14 protein-coding genes and 2 pseudogenes are annotated in these 15,358 nt (G+C 70.9%); 8 read left to right on the forward strand and 8 right to left on the reverse strand.

Going from position 1 to position 15,358, the window contains the following annotated elements; all coding sequences use genetic code 11:
* Positions 1-91: 91 nt before the first annotated feature.
* Positions 92-1,489 (reverse strand): MFS transporter, encoded by a 1,398-nt coding sequence (locus E1J50_RS22460; protein ID WP_132256000.1) that lies wholly within the window; start codon positions 1,487-1,489, stop codon positions 92-94.
* 109 nt (positions 1,490-1,598) lie between these two features.
* Here E1J50_RS22460 and E1J50_RS22465 point away from each other — a divergent pair, with 109 nt between their 5' ends.
* Together E1J50_RS22465 and E1J50_RS22470 are read left to right on the forward strand one after the other, a co-directional pair.
* Positions 1,599-2,606, forward strand: coding sequence for an alpha/beta fold hydrolase (locus tag E1J50_RS22465; protein ID WP_132256001.1), 1,008 nt, complete (start codon positions 1,599-1,601; stop codon positions 2,604-2,606).
* Between the two features lie 11 nt (positions 2,607-2,617).
* Positions 2,618-3,487, forward strand: coding sequence for an NAD(P)-dependent oxidoreductase (locus tag E1J50_RS22470; protein WP_132256002.1), 870 nt, complete (start codon positions 2,618-2,620; stop codon positions 3,485-3,487).
* A 34-nt stretch (positions 3,488-3,521) separates the two neighbouring features.
* Here the strand turns inward: E1J50_RS22470 and E1J50_RS22475 are convergent, their stop codons facing one another.
* The 4 genes and pseudogenes from E1J50_RS22475 to E1J50_RS22490 form a co-directional block, all read right to left on the reverse strand.
* On the reverse strand, positions 3,522-4,169 hold the full coding sequence (locus tag E1J50_RS22475; protein ID WP_132256003.1) for a DUF4194 domain-containing protein: 648 nt from the start codon (positions 4,167-4,169) through the stop codon (positions 3,522-3,524).
* Positions 4,162-5,555 (reverse strand): annotated as a pseudogene (locus E1J50_RS22480) (Wadjet anti-phage system protein JetA family protein). The gene E1J50_RS22475 and the pseudogene E1J50_RS22480 overlap by 8 nt, the downstream one beginning before the upstream one ends.
* Before the next feature lie 30 nt (positions 5,556-5,585).
* Positions 5,586-6,008 carry an FKBP-type peptidyl-prolyl cis-trans isomerase gene (locus tag E1J50_RS22485; protein WP_132256004.1) on the reverse strand — a complete coding sequence of 141 codons (423 nt, stop codon included), beginning with the start codon at positions 6,006-6,008 and terminating at the stop codon, positions 5,586-5,588.
* 136 nt (positions 6,009-6,144) lie between these two features.
* Complete coding sequence (locus E1J50_RS22490; protein WP_132256005.1) at positions 6,145-6,351, reverse strand: hypothetical protein; 207 nt, start codon at positions 6,349-6,351, stop codon at positions 6,145-6,147.
* Positions 6,352-6,453: 102 nt separating this feature from the next.
* Between E1J50_RS22490 and E1J50_RS22495 the strand changes: the two genes are divergently transcribed.
* Entirely contained in the window at positions 6,454-6,765 is a 312-nt protein-coding gene (locus E1J50_RS22495) for a hypothetical protein (RefSeq protein WP_207919273.1), read from the forward strand.
* Here the strand turns inward: E1J50_RS22495 and E1J50_RS22500 are convergent.
* From E1J50_RS22500 to E1J50_RS22510, 3 genes are all read right to left on the reverse strand, one after another.
* Positions 6,762-8,558: a hypothetical protein gene (locus tag E1J50_RS22500; protein ID WP_132256007.1), complete on the reverse strand. Its 1,797-nt coding sequence runs from the start codon at positions 8,556-8,558 to the stop codon at positions 6,762-6,764. The genes E1J50_RS22495 and E1J50_RS22500 overlap by 4 nt on opposite strands.
* Positions 8,559-8,580: 22 nt before the next feature.
* Complete coding sequence (locus E1J50_RS22505) at positions 8,581-8,847, reverse strand: hypothetical protein (protein WP_132256008.1); 267 nt, start codon at positions 8,845-8,847, stop codon at positions 8,581-8,583.
* Positions 8,848-8,986: 139 nt separating this feature from the next.
* A complete protein-coding gene (locus E1J50_RS22510; protein ID WP_132256009.1) occupies positions 8,987-9,187 on the reverse strand; it encodes a hypothetical protein in 201 nt (66 codons plus the stop codon).
* Positions 9,188-9,366: 179 nt separating this feature from the next.
* Here E1J50_RS22510 and oxlT point away from each other — a divergent pair, with 179 nt between their 5' ends.
* The 5 genes and pseudogenes from oxlT to E1J50_RS22535 all read left to right on the forward strand — a co-directional run.
* Positions 9,367-10,671 carry an oxalate/formate MFS antiporter gene (oxlT, locus tag E1J50_RS22515; protein WP_165937948.1) on the forward strand — a complete coding sequence of 435 codons (1,305 nt, stop codon included), beginning with the start codon at positions 9,367-9,369 and terminating at the stop codon, positions 10,669-10,671.
* A gap of 728 nt (positions 10,672-11,399) precedes the next feature.
* Positions 11,400-12,677 carry a formyl-CoA transferase gene (gene frc, locus E1J50_RS22520; RefSeq protein WP_132256010.1) on the forward strand — a complete coding sequence of 426 codons (1,278 nt, stop codon included), beginning with the start codon at positions 11,400-11,402 and terminating at the stop codon, positions 12,675-12,677.
* Between the two features lie 148 nt (positions 12,678-12,825).
* On the forward strand, positions 12,826-13,758 hold the full coding sequence (locus tag E1J50_RS22525) for a methionyl-tRNA formyltransferase (protein ID WP_132256011.1): 933 nt from the start codon (positions 12,826-12,828) through the stop codon (positions 13,756-13,758).
* 299 nt (positions 13,759-14,057) lie between these two features.
* Positions 14,058-15,254: an ADP-forming succinate--CoA ligase subunit beta gene (gene sucC / locus E1J50_RS22530; RefSeq protein WP_132255295.1), complete on the forward strand. Its 1,197-nt coding sequence runs from the start codon at positions 14,058-14,060 to the stop codon at positions 15,252-15,254.
* 1 nt (position 15,255) lies between these two features.
* Positions 15,256-15,358: pseudogene (locus tag E1J50_RS22535) on the forward strand (succinate--CoA ligase subunit alpha); the annotation flags it as partial.

The following is a 15,358-nucleotide window of genomic DNA, read 5'->3' on the forward strand; positions in this document are numbered from 1 at the left end:
CGCGCCGCCCGCTCAGATTCAGATCCATCCGCTTCCCCTGTCCTGTACGGCCCCCTGCCTGAACCCGACAACGCGCGAGGCGCGCGGCCGGTCAACCGCCCTCCGCGGGATGCCGCCGCAGCACGCTCGCGAGCGCGCCCGCCGCGGCGAGCGCCACCGCCGACACCAGGGCGAGCAGGACGGCGCGGCCGGGCTCGGCGCCATGCACGAGCCCGAACAGGACGGCGACGAGGGCCGCGCCGAGCGACTGGCCCGTGAGGCGCGCCGTCGATTGCATCCCGCTCGCGCCGCCGCTGCGCTCGCGCGGGGCGCTCGTGATGATCACCTTGTTGTTGGGCGCCTGGAACAGGCCGAAGCCGAGCCCGCAGAGCGTCAGCCGCCAGACGATGTCGAGGATGGAGGGCGACGCCGGCAGCAGGGCGACCGCCACGAGCCCCGCCGCCATGAGGCCGAGCCCGAGGCCGCCCAGGAGGCCCGGGGGCCAGCGGTCGGCGAGCCGGCCCGAGACCGGCGCCATCGCGGCGATGGCGATGGGCCAGGGCGTCAGCAGGAAGCCCGTCTGCGTGCTCGTGAGGTGCAGCACGTCCTGGAAGTAGAAGGGCAGCGCGATGTAGGCGACCATCTGGCTCGCGAAGGCGGCGATCGAGGTCGCCATCGAGAGCGCGAAGGCGGGGATGCGCAGGAGATCGACCGGCAGGAGCGGCGCCGGCAACCGGAGCTGGCGGCGCACGAAGACCGTGCCGATCGCGAGCGCGGCGGCGAGTTCGGCCAGCGCCAGCGGCCGCCCCTCCGCGGAGCCCAGCCCGTCGATGCCGACGATGAGGAGGCAGAAGGTAAGCGCGTTGAGGAGCGCGCTCACGGGATCGAGCCGCGCCCCGCTGCGGGGCGTGGCCGGCAGGGTCCGCGAGGCGACGAGGAGGGCGACGATCCCGACCGGCAGGTTCACGAGGAACAGCCACGGCCAGGAGGCGGCGGACAGGATCGCGGCGGCCACGGTCGGACCCGCGGCGGAGGCGACCGCGACGATGAGGGCGACGTTGCCGACGCCGCGCCCGATCATCCGGTGGGGATAGACGAAGCGCACGAGCGCGATGTTGACGCTCATGATGCCGGCGGCGCCCAGCCCCTGCGCGATCCGCGCCGCGACGAGGACGGGCAGGCTCGGCGAGAGGGCGCAGGCCAGGGAGGCCGCCGTGAACACGGCGAGGCCGCCGAGATAGACGCGGCGGTAGCCGAGGGCGTCGCCCAGCGAGGCCAGCGGCAGCAGCGCCGCTGTCACGGCGATCTGGTAGGCGTTGACCACGAAGATCGCCTCGCCCGCGCCGACCGCGAGGTCCTTGGCCATCAGCGGCAGGGCGACGTTGACGATCGCCCCGTCGAGGACGGCGAGCGTCATCGCGAGGGCGATGGCGAGCATCGCGAGCAGCCGCTCGCGCGGGGGCAGGCCGTCCTGGGGTCTGGCTGCGGCCCCGCCCGCGGTCTCGGCCATGCGCTGCACGCTCCCTCCGGGTCGGCGTTATCGCCCGCTCCGGCCGGCCTCAAGTGCCCTATGTCACACCGCTGACGGCGCCCGGCGCCGCGGCCAACCCGGAGGTTTCATGCGTGTCCCCGCCCTGATCGTCGGCCTCGCCCTGGCGCTGGCGCCGCTGCCGGCGCCCGCGCAGGACACGCCGGAGGCGCCCCTCGGGATCGGGCTCGAAGGCTTCCCCTACCCCTATCCGGTGCGCTTCCTGCCGCTGCAGCGCGACCACGAGGCCCAGCGCCTCGCCTACATGGACGTGGCGCCGACGGGCACCGCGAACGGACGGACGGTCCTTCTCCTGCACGGGCGCAATTTCCCGTCGAGCTACTGGCAGCCGGTGATCGAGGCCCTCACCGGGGCGGGCTATAGGGTCGTCGCGATCGATCAGCTCGGCTTCGGCAAATCCTCGAAGCCGGTCGGCCCCTTCACCTTCGACGCGATGGCGGCCGACACGGTGGCGCTCATCGATGCGCTGGGCCTGGAGCGGGTCGACGTCGTGGCCCACTCAATGGGCGGGATGCTCGCGGTGCGGCTCGCCCGCAACGCGCCGACCCGGGTCAACAGCCTCGTCCTCGAGGCGCCGATCGGGCTGGAGGATTACCGCTTCAGCGTGCCGCCGGTCCCGAACGCGGTGCTCTTGAAGCGCGAGGGCGAACTGACGGCGGACGCCTACCGCAAGCAGCTCATCACGAGCTACGCGCTCACCCTGCCGCCGGAGGCGATCGAGCCCTTCGTGTCCCTGCGCGAGCGGGTGAAGGGCTCGGGCGAGTATCCGCGCTGGCTGCAATCCTTCGTGAATTCCTACGTCGCGATCTGGGGCCAGCCGGTCGTCCACGAGATCCCGCTCGTGGCCGCGCCCACCCTGTTCATCATGGGAGGCAAGGACCGCAACGCGCCGGGCAAGCCCTACGCCCCGCCGGACCTCCAGTCCCGCATGGGCGACAACGCCGCCCATGCCCGGGCGCTCGCCGGACAGATGCCGAGCGGGCGGGCCGAGGTGATCGAGGGCGTCGGCCACCTCGTCCACATGGAGGCGACGGAGCGCTTCAACGCGCTCAGCCTCGACTTCCTCAACAGCCACTGACGGAGATCCCCATGGATGTCGGATTCATCGGGCTCGGGCGGATGGGCCGGGCCATGGCGGGCTGCCTCGTGCGGGCGGGCCATAGCGTCCGGGTCTGGAACCGCTCGCCCGAGGCGGCGCGGAGGGTCGAGGGCGCCACGCCGGTCGCGAGCCCTGCCGAGGCGTTCCGGGGGGACGCGGCCATCACCATGCTGGCCGACGATGCGGCGCTCCGCGCCGTGATCGTCGAGGGCGGCCTCCTCGACGGGCCGGAGCGGCCCGGGCTGCATCTCAGCATGAGCACGATCTCGGTGGCGCTGGCGCAGGATCTCGCCGCGATCCACGCGCGCGCGGGCGTCCCTTACGTCGCCGCCCCCGTCTTCGGGCGGCCGGACGTCGCCGAGACGGGCGCGCTCAACATCGTCGCGGCGGGCGACGCGGACGCGGTTTCCCGCGCCGCGCCGCTCCTCGACGCCATGGGCGCGAAGACCTGGCCCTTCGGGACCGAGCCGCACCGGGCGAACGCCGTGAAGCTCGCCGGCAACTTCATGCTGGTCTCGGCGATCGAGGCGATGGGCGAGGCGGCGGCCTTCGCCGAGGGGCACGGCGTCGCGGGGGCCGACCTCCTCGACCTCCTCACCAACACGCTCTTCGCCTCGCCCGTCTACAAAGGCTACGGCGCCCTGATCGCGGCGAACCGCTACGAGCCGCCGGGCTTCAACCTGCGGCTCGGCGCCAAGGACATCCGCCTGGCGCTCGCCGCCGCCGAGGCGGTCGGCGTGCCGATGCCCTTCGCGAGCGCGCTGCGCGACACCCTCATCGAGGCGATCGCGCAGGGCGACGGCGACAAGGACCTCGCGGCGCTCGCCCGCGTCTCGGCCCGCCGCAGCGGGCGGGGCTGAGCGGCCGGGGCTGAGCGGCCGGCTTGGGGATCGGCTACGGCTCGGGCCGCGGGCCGGCCCCCTCGCCCGCCTCCGCCCAGCTCCGGATCGCGTCGAGCCACGCGTCCGGCGCGATCACGGCGATGCCCGGCAGGACGGCAAGGGGCGTGATGCGCTCGGTGCGGTCGCGCTCGCCCATCCGCAGCGCGCCGCGGCGCGAGAACAGGCGCAGGATCTCGATGAGGCGCGCCTCCTCCGGCGGGTCGACGCGGGCGGCCGTGCGCAGCGTGTCGGCGATGTCGTCGGTGGTGCACTCGACGAGGCCGTCCGTCGTGACGCGGTGGTCGCGCAGGCCCTCCTCGTAGGCCATGCGCAGCGCGAGCAGCACCAGGGTCTCGTCCTTGCGCAGGCGCTCGGAGGCCATGTCGTGGCGCACGCCCTCGGGCGGCAGCCGCAGGCAGACCATCTGGTCCCGGTGCAAGACCTCGAAGCCGTAGCCGAGACAGGCGAAATAGCCCTTGAAGAAGGGCGCATAGTGCCGGGCGAGCTCGTAGGAGCGGCCGATGCCGGGCGTGTTCGCGTAGACCACCTGGGTCTTGAGCAGCACTTGGAGGGCGCGCGTCAGCTCGTCCTCGTCGGGCGCGCGGGCGCCGGGAGGCGGCGGCTCGTCGCCGTCGACGATGCTGCGGAAGGCCTCAAGCACGGGCCCCCTCCCCTGTCGATCCGCGCCGCGCCACGATGAAATCCGGGCAGTCGAGCCAGCCGTTCGAGACGCGGCCCTCGGCCCGCGACAGGGCGTAGCGCTCGCCGAGGGTTCCGTCGAACAGCACGTCGATCTCGCGCAGGCGCTGGAAGATGACGAACTCGTCGACGTCGTCGACCGCGATCTGCGAGCCGCGGATCGAGGGCTTTTGGCCGAGCTTGACCTCGAGGAAGGTCGAGATCGTCTCCGGCGTCACGGTGGTGCGGCGGCGGAACTCCGCCTTGGCGATCACGAACGCCTCGATCGCCGGGTCGAGATGGATCTCGGGCAGGGGCTCGGCCTCGATCGGGGCGCGGCGGCTGCGGGGCGTGAACAGGTGCGCCTCGCCGATGGGCGGGCGCAGGAGCGAGACCTCGGCCGGAAGGTCAGGCGGCTCGGCCGCCGCACCGACGGCGCGGAGCGCCGCGGCGGCGCGCTCGATGGCGAGCGAATCCGGCCGGTCGAGATAGCGGACGGCCGCCGCGATCCGGCGCTCGAGCCGCGCCACCACGTCGTCGACCGCCTCCAGATGCCGGTCGAGGCCCTCGAACACGGCGAGGATCTCGGCGAGATCCGCCCGGACCCGCCGCTCGCCCGCGGCCACGTCCGGCGCGCGGCCCTCCCGCACCAGCGCCTCGGCGAGCCCGCGCACGAGGAGCGGGTCGCGCAGCGCCCCCCGGCCTCGCGCACGATGGCCGAGCGGAAGCGGAACGGGTTGAAGCGGGTGTGCAGCGTCCGGTAGTCGCTGATGAGGTGGCGCTCGACGAAATCCTCGAAGTAGAGGCGGAAGGCCGCGCGCTGATCCTCCTCGCGCAGGATGCGCTCCTCGATCTTGCGCATGGAGCCGGCGAGGCTCCGCACGTGGCCGAGGAAGGTGCGCGCCGATTTCGCGGCGTTGCTCAGGGCCTCCGAGCGGTCGGCGGGGTTGGCGACGGCGCTTTCCAGGCTTCCCAGCACGTCGAGCACGGCGCCGCCGTAGGAGCGGGTCTCGCCCCGGTCGAGGCGCGACAGCTCCTCCAGGAGGAGGCGCGCCTCGGGATCGAAATCGACCACGGGGACGTAGCGCTCGCGCCGCTCCACCAGCCAGCCCGTCTCGACGAAGCGGCGGTAGATGGCGGAGCGGCGCTCGACGGGATCGGTGAGCGGCACCTCGCCGTCCGCGATCTCGGCGGGCGACCAGCCGCTCGCGAAATCGCCGATGGCGGCGAGGATTTCCCCCTTGCGGATCGGCTCGACCGAATCCGCCATCACCCGCCGGTGCAGGTGCAGGAGGAGCGCCGCGTTGAAGGCCCGGCTCGGCGAGGCGAGGGGCCGGAAGAGGTCGTCGGCGAGGTGCGTGAACAGCATCGTATCGCCCCCGCCGGGACCGGATCGGCGCTACTTCGCGCCGAGGAGTTCCACGTCGAAGATCAGCGTGGCGTAGGGCGGGATCACGCCGCCGGCGCCGCGGCCACCGTAGCCGAGATCGGCCGGGATCACGAGGGTCCGGCGCCCGCCGGTCTTCATGGTGGCGACGCCGAGGTCCCAGCCCTGGATCACCTGGCCCGCGCCGAGGGTGAAGGTGAAGGGCTGGTTGCGGTCGCGCGAGGAGTCGAATTTCTTGCCCTTGCGCCCGTTCTCGTCGAGCCAGCCCGTGTATTGCACGGTGACCTGCTGCCCGGCCTTCGGCTCGGGGCCGGTGCCCACGACCTCGTCCTTGTACTTCAGACCCTGGGGCGTGGTGACGTACTCGGCGGCATTGGCGGCTGTGGTCATGGCGATCAGCGCGGCTCCGGCAAGGTTGAGGATCGAGCGGGGCATGGTTCCTCCGTCAGGCTCCGCGCGGGGACGCGCGGCCTCCGCCGCGGGTGTTTAAGTGGTTGGAACGCGGGAGGCTAGTGACGGGCCGCGCAGGCGGAGCCGAGGGGAGATCCGGGCGTCGCAGACGCGCTCGCCGTCAGGTCTCGCGACCCTCGGCGACCCGACCGACATCCTCGGAGCCTTCAGGCTCGGCGAGGTGCACGATCACCTTGCGTTGCGCAGGGCTGAGGCTGCGCACGCTGCTGCGTTGGCCCCGGAGGCGGGCCCGGGCTTCCAGGCGCGCAGTCTCGGTCACGTCATCGCCGCGGTCATCGCGCTCGGGATTGTAGGCCGGACGGGTCATGGCCGGCCTGCCGACGCCGAGGCGAGAAAATTCGATCCCGAATGCGTGATCCCGATGGGCACCCGCCGCGTTCCTCTCGTCTGGACCTGCCCGAGGAGCACCATGAGCGTCACCGCCCAGGATTGGGACGCGCGCGTCACGCGCCTGTCGGAGAAGCTGCCCGATCGCCTGAAGGCCTCGGTCGACTGGCTGCGCGAGCCCTCCCGCCTGTGGATTCGCGTCGGCGCCGCGATCCTGCTGATCCTCGGCGGGATCTTCTCGATCCTGCCCGTGCTCGGGCTCTGGATGCTGCCCCTCGGGCTCGCGCTCCTCGCGCAGGACGTGCCCGGCCTGAAGGTGCCGCTGGAGAAGGCGGCCCGCGGCCTTGAGCGGCTCTGGAACCGGATCCGCGGACGCGCGGGCCCCGGCCGCTAGGCGCCGGCCCAGGCCCCGAGGGTCTGGGTCTTGTCGGGCCGCAGGGTCTCGGGCTCGTCCGCGGCCGCCTCGGCCCGGTCGCCGCCGAGCGCCACGAACGCCGCGCGGATCTCGGCATCCTCCCGCACGCGGTCGAAGATCGCCCGGTCGAGGCAGACGAGCCGCCCCGCCTCGAGCCGGGCATAGACCCGGCCCGTGGCGTGCTCCGCGAAGCGGATCGTTCTCATCTTGCGGGCGCAGAGCCGGAGGAAGTCGGTGTTGCGCTCGGGCGCCATCTGGCCGGCTTCCGGGTAGACCTCCTCGGGTCCGCCCGCATCGACGTTGATCTTCCGGAAGCGGTCGACGTCGAGGATGAACTTCAGGTCGAGGATCGTCATCCTCCCGTTCCAGCCGAAGGCGACGGTGCGCGGGCGCTCGCCCTCGGGCACCGAATTGTCCAGGAACTCGTAGTGGACGCGCTTGTCGGCCTTGAGCGCCCAGGTGAAGAACAGGCGCGGCATCCCTGTATAGGCCTCGACGTTGTGGGCGAGGAGGTCGTCCACCGCCTTGTAGCGGCCGAACTGCTCCCCCCGCTTCCAGGCTCGCTCCACCGTGGCGTCCGGGGGCGTGATCATGAACAGCATGAAGACGAGATCGCCGAAGCGGGTGAGGAGTTGGCTGCCGTCCTCGTGGCCCGAGACGGCGTTGAAGCTGTCGAAGCGGAAACGGTCGATGAGGAGGTGGGACATCCGCCGCTCCCCGGCCTTGCGGGCCATGTAGCGGTCGAGCTTCTTGTCCACGATCTCGACCTCGTGGCCGGTGAGCGTGCCGGCGTAGCGCCGGGCCGGGCCGAGGGACTCGTAGTCGAGCAGGTACTTGCGCCAGATGTCGGGGGTGATGAGCGCGAAGTCGGCCCAATGCACCCCGATCCGCCCGGCGAGCGCCCGCTGGAAGGGGCGCATGGTGCTCTTGCCCGAGGCGGAGGCCCCCTTCACGTTCATCACCACGGGGCGCTCCTGGGCCGCCAGGACGTGGTAGCCCTCGCGCGCCACCGCCTCGGCGAACCAGGGCTCGATCAGGCGCCCGATCCGCCGGCTGCCCTCGTCGTTCGAGACGAGCGTGCGGGCGAGGGATACGAGGAGAGCCCGGTCGCCGATGAGCTTGCCCCGGTGGCGCACCACCGCCGAGACGACCCGGCTCAAGGCGGCGCAGCAGGCCGCCTCCAGGGTGTCGGTTCCCGCCCGGGCCTCCCAGGCCGCGAGATGGGCCTGCGCCCGCTCCTCGGTGGAGAGGACGGGCGCGGGCGGGGCGGGCTTGGCGGCGGGCGCGAGCCCGATCCAGGCGCGCCAGGACCGTCCGCCCTCCGGCTCGGGTGCTGCGGGCGGCGGCGCGAAGATCTCGGCGAGCGCCCCTTCGAGGACGGCCGTCGCCTCGGCGCGCAGGCCCTCCAGCGCGGCGGCGACCTCGGCCGCGTGGGGCGCGATGGAGACGGACAGGATCCGCGCCACCATGCGGCGGAAATTGACGCCGAGATCGCCGTAGGTCTCGCCGACCGGCACGGAGAGGTCCGCCATGACGCGGATCAGCACCTCGTGGACGACGAGGCGCTCGGCCCGGAACGCCACCACCTCCTGGAGGGACAGGCCGCTGAAGGCGCTGATCTCGAGGGCATCCCCCAGGCGCGTCTCGACGTTCTCGGGCCGGTGGATCGTCGCGAGCGGCAGGAAGGCCCGCGGCAGGGCCGATTCGATGCCGGGCGACCAGGGGCCGGTCGCCTCCGGCTCGGCCGGCGGGCTGAGCGGGGTCGAGGCCACGGGACGGGTCCGGCCCGGCGGCTTAGGCCGCCGCGGGCGCGGCCCGGAACAGGCTGGTGCAGCCCGCACCCCGGTGCATGCTGAGGATCGACGCCCGGTCGATGTCGGGGTTGGCCGCCAGCACCTCGCGCACGCAGCCCAGGACCTTGTCGTACTTGGCGGCGTCGTAGTTCTGCTCCAGCGGGCTCACGGCGATGTAGGTCTCGACGACGAGCACGCGCTCCGCGCGCTCCCGGGACACCTCGACCGCGATCCACGCGGACTTGATCAGACGGCTGCTGGCGAGCATGGACGAACCTCCGGATCCGGGCCGCATTCGTTCGGCCTTGTCCGGAGGATGAACCCGTCTCCGGCGGCTGCCAAGAGGGCGCGTCGCCGGGAGCCACCGGCAAACCCCGGCAATTCCACGGCAAATCGGGCGCGATGCGTCACTCGCCGAAGCTCTGCGTCGCCGAGACGAAATCCGCCGACAGGCTGCCGACATCCCCGAACAGGACGATCATCGAGATCAGGATTCCGAAGACGGCGACGTAGACCACCGCGATCTCGTCGCCGAGGCGCGTCTTCTGTGCGAGGGCGAGGCCGGCGAAGGGGACGCTCTGGAGAACGAGCGCGGCCGGAATGTTCATGGCGAACCTCTCGTGAACGGGACGGGGCGCCGCCTCGGGGTTGCGGTGTCGCATGAAATTTTTTTGCTCGGAGGTGGATTAAAGTCGACCCAGACCTGCAAGATGGCATATTGCATACCAGAACGCGCTGCATCAGCCTGGGGCAACGGCCCCTCCAAGCAGCCGGGAAAGGACCAGGGATGGAACGCCAAGACCTTCTGGAACCTCAGGATTCTCCGTCCGCCAAGTGGTGGCAGCTCACCTTCGGCATCCTCTGCATGGCGATGATCGCGAACCTCCAGTACGGCTGGACGCTGTTCGTGGACCCGATTGATTCGGCCCACCATTGGGGTCGCGCCGCGATCCAGCTCGCCTTCACCTTCTTCGTCGCCACCGAAACCTGGCTGGTCCCGATCGAGGCGTGGTTCGTGGACCGCTACGGGCCCCGGATCGTGGTCGCCTTCGGCGGCGTGATGATCGCCCTCGCCTGGGTGCTCAACGCGTACGCCGATTCCCTGACGCTCCTCTACCTCGCGGCCGTGATCGGCGGCATCGGCGCGGGCTCGGTCTACGGCACCTGCGTCGGCAACGCGCTGAAGTGGTTTCCCCATCGCCGCGGCCTCGCGGCGGGCGCGACCGCGGCCGGCTTCGGCGCGGGCGCAGCGCTGACCGTCGTGCCGATCGCCAAGATGATCGCCACCAGCGGCTACCAGAGCGCCTTCCTCACCTTCGGCCTGATCCAGGGCGGCGTCGTGCTCCTGCTGTCGTTCTTCCTGCGCAAGCCCAGCGTCGCGGTGGCCGTGCAGCGCAAGAGCCTGCGCCTGCCGCAATCGCAGGTCGATCGGAGCCCGCGCGAGGCCGTGCGCACGCCCGTCTTCTGGGTCATGTACGCCATGTTCGTGATGGTGGCCGCGGGCGGCCTGATGGCGGCCGCGCAGATCGCGCCGATCGCCCACGACTTCAAGGTCGCGGACGTGCCCGTCAGCCTGTTCGGCCTGCAGATGGCGGCGCTCACCTTCGCGATCTCGCTCGACCGCGTCTTCGACGGGTTCGGCCGCCCCTTCTTCGGCTACGTCTCGGACAATATCGGCCGCGAGAACACGATGTTCATCGCCTTCAGCATCGCGGCGATCGCCGTCGTGCTGCTCCTGACGAGCGGTCGCAACCCGCTGGTCTTCATCCTGGCGACGGCGATGTATTTCGGCGTGTTCGGCGAGATCTACTCGCTGTTCCCGGCCACCTGCGGCGACACCTTCGGCTCGAAATACGCCGCCACCAACGCCGGCATGCTCTACACCGCCAAGGGTACGGCCGCCTTCCTCGTCCCCTTCGCGAGCCTCGTCTCGGCGGCCTATGGCTGGACCGCCGTCTTCGCGATCGTGATCGGCCTGAACATCGTGGCGGCGCTCCTCGCTCTCTTCATCCTGAAGCCGATGCGCCTGCGCTACCTCGCGAACGGGCCCTCCGAGCCCGCACTCGCGACCTCTCCCGCCCGCGTCGCCTGACCCGCAGCGCGAGACGTGATCGAATGCGGCGGCGCCCCCCGGGGCGCCGCCGCTTCGTTATGGGCTGAGTCTTCAAGGGCTGAGGTCAGAGAGGTTCGACCGGGCGGAACGCGTCGGCGGGTGTGAACCCAGCCGCGCACCCTGTTTGACACTTGGTATTTGGTATGCCAGATTTCCGGCGTGTTGACGGGAGGCCGGAAAGGCCGTCACCGTCCCAGGCCAAATGCCCCGTCAGGACCGGCAACGGTCCTGAGACCCGACACGCCACCCTGCGAGCGACGCCAGATCGGCCGCAGCGCTGGCGCCCATCGTGTCACGCGCGCCGACACGCAGCGCGTGGGACGATCCGACCCGCCGGACCCCGCCACGCCATGGCGAGCCGGCGCAGGCAGTAGCGGAGGAGACGCCAGGAATGGAGCCAACCGGATCGAGCCCGCCCCCTCGGCGGCGCCCTCCCGAGCTCCCGCGAGGCGCGGAGCCGCGCACGGCCCCCGCCGCAGTGACGCCCGAGGGCGAGTCGCGAGCCGACGCGAGAGCGTCTGGCAAGGCCGTTCAGACCATGTATAAGTGATTAGGTATACAGCCGACCCGATTTGTAGGGCCCTGCCCGGATCGCGGGTCCGGCCTGGACCCCGCATCACGCGAGACGCGCCGCGCGACGCCCGAAGACCCGAGTGGATCGGGCGGCGCCGGACCACCGTTCAACCCTTCAGAACTGCGAGCATCCCATGAGCAAGGCTCTCGAAGGCGTGAAGATCCTCGACTTCACGCACGTCCAATCCGGCCCCACCTGCACGCAGCTCCTCGCGTGGTTCGGTGCTGACGTGATCAAGGTCGAGCGGCCCGGCGCTGGCGACGCGACCCGCCAGCAGCTCCAGGACCTCCCGGACGTGGACAGCCTCTATTTCACGATGCTGAACCACAACAAGCGCTCGATCACCCTCGATTCGAAGAACGCCAAGGGCAAGGAGGTGCTCTGGCGCCTCGTGAAGGAGTGCGACGTCCTCGTCGAGAACTTCGCCCCCGGCGCGCTGGCCCGCATGGGTCTCACCTGGGAGAAGATCCAGGAGGTGAACCCGCGCATGATCCTCGCGTCCGTGAAGGGCTTCGGCCCCGGCCGCTACGAGGATTGCAAGGTCTACGAGAACGTCGCCCAGTGCGCGGGCGGCTCGGCCTCGACCACGGGCTTCCGCGACGGGCTGCCGATGGTGACGGGCGCGCAGATCGGCGATTCCGGCACGGGGCTGCACCTCGCGCTCGGCATCGTCACCGCCCTCTATCACCGCACCCATTCGGGCGTCGGCCAGCGGGTCGACTGCGCCATGCAGGACGGCGTGCTCAACCTCTGCCGCGTGAAGCTGCGCGACCAGCAGCGCCTCGCCCACGGGCCCCTGCGCGAGTACAGCCAGTTCGGCGAGGGCGTCGCCTTCGGTGACGCGGTGCCGCGCGCGGGCAACGATTCCGGCGGCGGCCAGCCGGGCCGCATCCTGAAGTGCAAGGGCCACGAGACCGACCCGAACGCCTACCTGTACTTCATCACCCAGGCGGCCGTGTGGGAGCCGATCTGCGACATCATCGGCGAGCCCGGCTGGAAGACCGACCCGGCCTACGCGACGCCCAAGGCCCGCCTGCCGCACCTCAACGAGATCTTCACGCGCATCGAAGCCTGGACGATGACGAAGACCAAGTTCGAGGCGATGGACATCCTCAACAAGTACGACATCCCCTGCGGGCCGATCCTGTCGATGAAGGAGATCGCCGAGGACGAGGCCCTGCGGAAGACGGGCACCATCGTCGAGGTCGATCACCCGACCCGCGGCAAGTACCTGACCGTCGGCAACCCGATCAAGCTCTCGGCAAGCCCGGCCGACGTGACGCGCGCCCCGCTGCTGGGCGAGCACACCGACGAGATCCTGCGCGAGGTGCTCAAGTACTCGGACGAGGAGATCGTGGAGATCGCCGGCTCCGGCGCCATCGGCGCCGTGCAGAAGATCGCCGCGGAGTAACGAACCGGCGCCGCCTGTCCCACCCCGCGCGGGCGGGACGGGCGGCGGGGTGGTGCGCGGAGGGCCGTCAGGCGTTATCCGGCACCACCCGCAATTCCCGCACCTCCGAACCGGGGAGGCGGGACCTGCCATCAAGCCCGGAGCCCCCATGCGCATCGCTTTCATCGGTCAGCAGGATTTCGGAAAGGCCGTGCTCGAGGCCTTTCTGGCGCGGGGCGATGAGGTGGCGGGGGTGTTCTGCGCGCCCGAGAAGGAAGGGGCGAGGCCCGACGTGCTGAAGACGGCGGCGCTCGAGAAAGGTCTCCAGGTCTTCCAGTTCCCGAGCCTGAAGAGCGCCGAGGCCGAGGAGGCCATGCGCGGCCTGAACGCCGATATCGGCATCATGGCCTACGTGCTGCAATTCGCCCCGCAGAGCTTCGTCAACATCCCGACGCACGGCACCATCCAGTACCATCCCTCGCTGCTGCCGAAATATCGCGGCCCCTCCTCGATCAACTGGCCGATCGCCAAGGGGGAGACCGAGACCGGCCTCTCGATCTTCCGGCCGACCGACGGGCTCGATGAGGGGCCGGTGATCCTGCAGAAGACCTGCCCGATCGGGCCGGACGACACGATCGGCGAGGTCTATTTCAACCGCCTCTTCCCCCTCGGCGTCGAGGCGATGCTGGAAGCGGCCGACCTCGTCGTCGCGGGCCGGCACACGGAGACCGAGCAGGACGAGGCGCAGGCGAGCTACGAGGGCTGGTTCCGCGCCCGCGAGGCCCAGATCAACTGGGCGAGCCACGTCGACCACATCTACGACATCATCCGCGCGGCGAACCCCGCGCCCGGCGCGTGGACGACGCTGAACGGGCAGAAGCTGCAGGTCTTCGACGCGCGCCGGCACGTCGTGCGCACGATCAGCGCCGTGAAGGGCAAGATCGGCGAGGTCACCGAGGTCGGCGAACAGTCTATCCGCGTCACCGCGCAGGGCGGCCAGATCGAGATCTTCAAGGTGAAGCCCGAGGGCGGAAAGAAGGTCTCGGCGGCCGAGTTCGCCGCGAGCGGCGCCTTGAGCGTCGGGACGATCCTCGGCGCCTAGACTCTCGATCCGGCGCCCGCGCGCCCTGCAATCCCCCGGCCCGCGATTCGCGGGCCGAGGAGCTTGACAATACCCGGTTCTGGCATACCAGTTTCAACTTGACGCGGATGTCAGTCATCATCATCCGACGTGCGGCACGCCCGTGCGGCGGCCGGCGCACGTGCTCGTGGGAACGGCCCAGGACACCGCTCCGCAGAGGAGGATTGCAGATCCGGTTCAGCCGTCATCAGAACGGCAGGCATCAGAGGCAGAAGTCCTGAGCGCACCGCAAGGCGCGCGTCGGGGCGGGAGAGGAAACGATGAACATACACGAGTATCAGGCGAAGGCGGTTTTGCGGGAGTTCGGGGTCCCGGTCTCGCGGGGTGTTGCGATCTTCGACGCGTCGGAGGCGGAGGGCGCGGCGCGCGATCTCGGCGGTCCGGTCTGGGTGGTCAAGAGCCAGATCCACGCGGGCGGGCGCGGCAAGGGCAGCTTCCAGGGCGCGGCGCCCGGCGCCAAGGGCGGCGTGCGCGTCTCCAAGTCGGTCGAGGAGGTGGTGGCGAACGCCCGCGAGATGCTGGGCGCCACCCTGGTCACGGTGCAGACGGGGCCGGCCGGCAAGCAGGTCAACCGCCTCTACATCGAGGAGGGCGCCCAGATCGCGGCCGAGTTCTACCTCTCGATGCTGGTCGACCGCTCCAGCGGCGGCGTCGCCTTCGTGGTCTCGACGGAGGGCGGCATGGACATCGAGGCGGTCGCCCATGACAGCCCGGAGAAGATCCACACCATCCCGGTCGATCCGGCCACCGGCATCCAGCCCCATCACGGCCGCGCGGTGGCCCGCGCCCTGGGGCTCGGCGGGGCCCAGGCCAAGCAGGCCGAGGCGCTGAGCGCCAAGCTCTACCGGGCGTTCACCGAGACGGACATGAGCCTTCTCGAGATCAACCCGCTGGTGCTGACGGCTGCGGGCGAGCTGAAGTGCCTGGACGCCAAGATCGCTTTCGACGGCAACGCCCTCTACCGGCATCCCGAGATCCTGGGGCTGCGCGACGAGTCGGAGGAGGACGCCAAGGAGATCGAGGCCTCCAAGCACGATCTGGCCTACATCGCGCTGGATGGCACGATCGGCTGCATGGTCAACGGGGCGGGCCTGGCGATGGCCACGCTCGACATCATCAAGCTCTACGGCGAGGCGCCGGCCAACTTCCTGGATGTCGGCGGTGGCGCCAGCGAGGAGAAGGTGACGGCGGCCTTCCAGATCATCACGGCCGATCCGAACGTGAAGGGGATCCTGGTCAACATCTTCGGCGGGATCATGAAGTGCGACGTGATCGCGCGCGGGGTGATCGCGGCGGTGCGGACGGTGGGCCTGTCGGTGCCGCTGGTGGTGCGGCTGGAGGGGACGAACGTGGAGGAGGGCAAGGCGATCATCCGGGGCTCGGGGCTGAACGTGATCCCGGCCGACGATCTGGACGACGCCGCGCAGAAGATCGTGGCCGCGGTGAAGGGAGCCTGAGATGTCGGTGCTGATTGACGCGACCACCAAGGTCATCTGCCAGGGCTTCACGGGCAAGAACGGCACGTTCCACTCGGAGCAGGCGATCGCCTACGGCACGCGGA

This window comes from Methylobacterium segetis (assembly GCF_004348265.1).
GTDB lineage: Bacteria > Pseudomonadota > Alphaproteobacteria > Rhizobiales > Beijerinckiaceae > Methylobacterium > Methylobacterium segetis.